Here is a 4,253-nt window from a genome sequence, read left to right as displayed (position 1 = left end):
GGCGCGGGCGGCGCGACGGCGGGGGCCGGGGGCGCGACGGCCGGCGAGGCGGCGGGTGCGGGCTCGTCGTCGACGGACACGCCGTGGTCGGTGATGAGGTCGGCGAGCCCGCCCGCGTACCCCTGCCCGACGGCGCGCACCTTCCACGCACCCGCCCGGCGGTACAGCTCGAGCGCGACGACGATGCTCTCCGTGGTCAGGTCCGTCATGGCGAACTCGACGAGCGGGGTGCCGGAGCCGTCGGCGACGTGCGCGACCGGCTGGCCGACCCGGCCGAACGCGGCCGTCATGTCGTCGAGGCTCGTGACGACGCGGACCGCGTGGACGTCCGCGGGCACGGCGTCGAGGTCGACCTCGACCCGCCACGGCTGCCCGGCCGACGGCTGCAGGCACCGGACGCCCGGCCCGGTCGGCTGGTTGTAGAAGACGAAGTCGGCGTCGGAGCGGACCTTGCCGCTCTCCGTGACGAGCAGGGCCGAGATGTCCGCGGGCGCCGGGACGTCGACGGTCAGCGTGACGCGGGACGCGGTCAGCGGGGCGTTGGCCCCCTTGGTGAGCTGGTCCACCAGGATCCTTCCGTGGGTCGCCGACCGGGCGAGGCACCGGCCACGGGGAATCTACCGGCCGGGCGGGACGGCCGGACGGCTCCGCCCGAAACAGCCGAGGATGAATCGTCTCCGGTGGGCTCAGCCGCGCTGCAGGAAGCTCCGCAGGTCGGTCGGGGGCACGCCGGTGACCCGCTCGACCGCGTCGGACGGCTCCGCCATGACACCGCTCGCGATCGCCGTGTACGTGCTGACCCAGGCGTCGAGCTGCCAGCGCGGTGCGCCAGGGCGTCGACCCCGCGCAGCGCGGCGAGGGACAGGTCGTGGTCGGCGTAGTCGATGCGCCTGACCCCGGTCACCGAGGGGAGCCGGGGGACGCGCGCACCGGCGGGGTCGCGGACGAGCAGGCGGTGCGCGCGGCCGGCGGCGTCGAGGTGCCCGGCGACGAGGCCGCCGACGTGGCCGGTGGCACCGGTGACGGCGAGGGTGGGCTCGGTCATGAGGTGCTCCGTCGGCTCGGTGGTCGGTGGTCGGTTCGCGGGTTGCCTGCTCTGCGCGTCGTGCTCGGTCGATCGTCCACCCTGACCCCGTCCGCGTGCGTGCCGGCGCCCGTCGGCCCGTCGACCTCGGCGCCCGCGCGCCCTAGGGTCCAGGGCGTGCCCGCCCTCGTGCCGTACCGCCCGCTCCCGCTCGACCTCTCGGACGTCCGGTACGCGCACGGTCCCGACTCGCAGCCGCGCGCCGGAGTGCCGGAGGGGGAGACGGTCGAGCTGGAGTGGTCCGGCAGCACGGTCTACCCCGGCACGTCGCGCAGGGTCTGGGTCCACGTCCCCGCGCACGACGGCACGGCCCCGCCCGCGGCCGTCATGGTGTTCAACGACGGCTGGTGGTACCTCGACCCGGACGGCGAGGTCCGCGGCGCGGTCGTCCTGGACAACCTCGTCCACCGGGGCGACATCCCGTTCACGATCGGCGTCTTCGTCGAGCCGGGCGTCGTCGTCGGGAGCGAGCACCCGAAGAACCGCAACGTCGAGTACGACGCGTTCGACGACCGCTACGCGACCCTCCTGCTCGACGAGGTCCTGCCGCTCGTCACCGCACGGTACCGGGTCACGGAGGACCCCGAGCGGTGGGGGATCTGCGGCGGGAGCAGCGGGGGCAACGCCGCGCTGACGGCCGCCTGGCTGCGCCCGGACCGCTTCCGCCGCGTCGTCTGCTTCCTGTCGAGCTTCGCCCAGATGCCCGGCGGCAACCCGTACCCGGACCTCCTGGCCCGCACGGAGGCGAGGCCGCTGCGGGTGTTCCTCCAGGCCGGGCACCGGGACCTGAACTGGGGTGCACCGACGAGGAACTGGCTCGCCGAGAACCTGCGCGTCGCCGCCGCGCTGGCGGAGGCGGGCTACGACCTCCGGCTCGTGCTCGGGGACGGCGGGCACAGCCCCAACCACGGCGGCGTCCTGCTGCCCGACGCGCTCCGCTGGGCGCTGCACCCCACCGCCTGAGCGACCGGCGCCACTGCTACGGTCCGCTCGTGGCTGTGGGGATGCGTCGGGACGTGCTGCGGGCCGCCGTCACGACCGTGGCCGTGCCGGCCGCGGTGGTCGCGGTGACGCTCGCGCTCACCTTCGTGGTGGCGAGCCGGGCCGAGGGCTGGTCGGGGCTCGGCTACGCGGTCGTCGGGCTCGGGGTCGCCGCGGTGCTCGGCGCCGTCGGCCGCCCCGGGGCGCCGCTGCTGCTCGTGATCGAGGACCTGCACTGGGCGGACGCGTCCAGCCGGGACGTGCTGCGCTTCCTCGTGGCGCGGCTGCGCGACGAGCACCTCCTCGTGGTCGCGAGCTACCGGACGGACGACCTGCACCGGCGCCACCCGCTGCGCCCGATGCTCGCCGAGATGTCCCGGCACCCGCGCGTCGAGCGCATCGACCTGCCCGCGTTCACGCGCGACGAGCTGCGCGACTTCGCGGCGGCGTTCGTCGGGCACCCGCTGCCCGAGGCGGACCTGCTGCGTGTCGCCGAGCGCTCGGAGGGCAACGCGTACTTCGCGGAGGAGCTGCTCGACGCCCGGTCGGGCCCCGAGACGCTGCCGTGGACCCTCGCGGACGTGCTGCGCGCGCGCCTCGAGCACCTCGACCCGGCGGTCCAGCAGCTCGCGCGCATCGCGTCGGTCGCGGGTCGCCGGGTGACCGAGCCGCTGCTGCGCGCCGTCGCGGCGGACCCGGAGGCGGGGTTCGGCGCGTGGTCGCTGGACGACGCGCTCCGGGAGGCCGTCGCGCACCACGTGCTCGTGGGCGAGGAGGGCCGGATCGCGTTCCGGCACGCGCTGCTCGCCGAGGCCGTCTACACCGACCTGCTGCCGGGCGAGCAGGTCGCGCTGCACCGCGCCTACCTGCGGGTGCTGCGCGACGACCCGTCGCTCGGGCCGCTCTCGCGCCTCGTGGTGCACGCGCTCGAGTCGCACGACCTGCCCGTGGCCGTGGACGGGTCGTGGCGTGCCGCGCAGGACGCGGCGTGCGTGCTCGCCCCCGCGGAGGAGCTGCGGCACCTCGAGACCGTGCTGCGGCTCTGGGAGTCGGTGCCGGACGCCGGCGCGCTCGTGGGCGTCGTGCGGGTCGACGTGCTCGAGCGGGCGGCGGACGCCGCGAGCCGGTCCGGGCAGGTCGAGCGGGCGATCACCCTCGCCCGGGAGGCGGTCGCCGCAGCCGAGGCCGACCCGCGCCGCCGCGTCGCGCTCCGCACCGAGCTCGCGCGGCACCTGCTCGCGGCGGACCACGAGCTCGAGGCGCTGCGCAACGCCACGCAGGCCCTCGAGGACGACCCCGAGCCCCGTCAGCTCGCGTGGGTGCTCGCGACGCACGCCCGCGCGTCGCTCATGGCCGACCGGGACGACGACGCCCGCGCGTCGGCCACCCGGGCCGTCGAGGTCGCGCGCGAGCACGGCGAGGCCGCGGCGGAGTCCGACGCGCTCGCGACCCTCGCGGTGCTCGTCGTCGACGACCCCGCGCACGCCGCCGAGCTGCTCGCCACCGCCGAGCGCCGGGCCCGCGACGCGGGCGACCTCGTGACCGCGCAGCGCTGCACGTACAACCTCGCGACGACCTTCTACTACGACGGCCAGCTCGGCGCGGCGTCCCGCGTCCTCGCGCGCGGGCTGGACGAGTCGGCGGCGACCGGGCTCGCCTGGACGGAGTTCGGTGTCGCGCTGCGCTTCTTCGCCGAGCTCGTGCGCTACGCCCTCGGTGACCTGACGCCCCCGCGCCTCGGCAGCGAGCCGCTGATCGAGCTCCAGCCCGGGCTGATGGCGTCGGTGGGGCTGTACGCCGCGGTGGCGCGCGGGGACGCGGACGCCGTCGCGCGGGGCCGCGCGTTCGAGCCCGGCTGGGACCGCGACGCGCAGATCGCGCTGCTCTCGGGCGGCTGCCTCATCGACGCGCTGACCTGGACGGGTGAGGTCGAGGAGGCCGCGTCCGTCGGCCAGCGGCTCATCGACCACCTGGGACGCACCTGGAGCGAGACGTTCCTCGGCGCCATCTGGCTCGCGGCGCTCACGATCGCCGCGCTCGCCGACGACGCGCACGGGCGCCGGCTCGTCGGGGCCGACGCCACGGACCTCGTCGAGCACGGCACGGCGCTCCTCGCCCGCGCGGCGCGGGTCGCCGAGCGCGGGCGTCCCCGCGGCGGGCGGCTGGGGCCCGAGGGACGGGCGTGGCT

General features: G+C 76.7%; 3 protein-coding genes. 2 read left to right on the top strand and 1 reads right to left on the bottom strand.

Annotated features, from left to right (window positions below; genetic code table 11):
- The coding region (locus AB6N24_RS22760) for a TerD family protein (protein WP_412871634.1) at positions 1 to 566 on the bottom strand (566 nt) is incomplete at its 3' end.
- Between the two features lie 635 nt (positions 567 to 1,201).
- Between AB6N24_RS22760 and AB6N24_RS22755 the strand changes: the two genes are divergently transcribed.
- The gene (locus tag AB6N24_RS22755; protein ID WP_412871633.1) at positions 1,202 to 2,047 is read left to right on the top strand and encodes an alpha/beta hydrolase; all 846 of its coding nucleotides are present in this window, start codon (positions 1,202 to 1,204) and stop codon (positions 2,045 to 2,047) included.
- 29 nt (positions 2,048 to 2,076) lie between these two features.
- On the top strand, positions 2,077 to 4,253 hold a 2,177-nt coding region (locus tag AB6N24_RS22750), incomplete at its 3' end, for an ATP-binding protein (protein WP_412871632.1).

The organism is Cellulomonas jepli (assembly GCF_047229345.1).
GTDB lineage: Bacteria > Actinomycetota > Actinomycetes > Actinomycetales > Cellulomonadaceae > Cellulomonas_A.
Note: the sequence above shows the minus strand (reverse complement) of the source record. Positions and strands in the feature narration are given on the sequence as shown.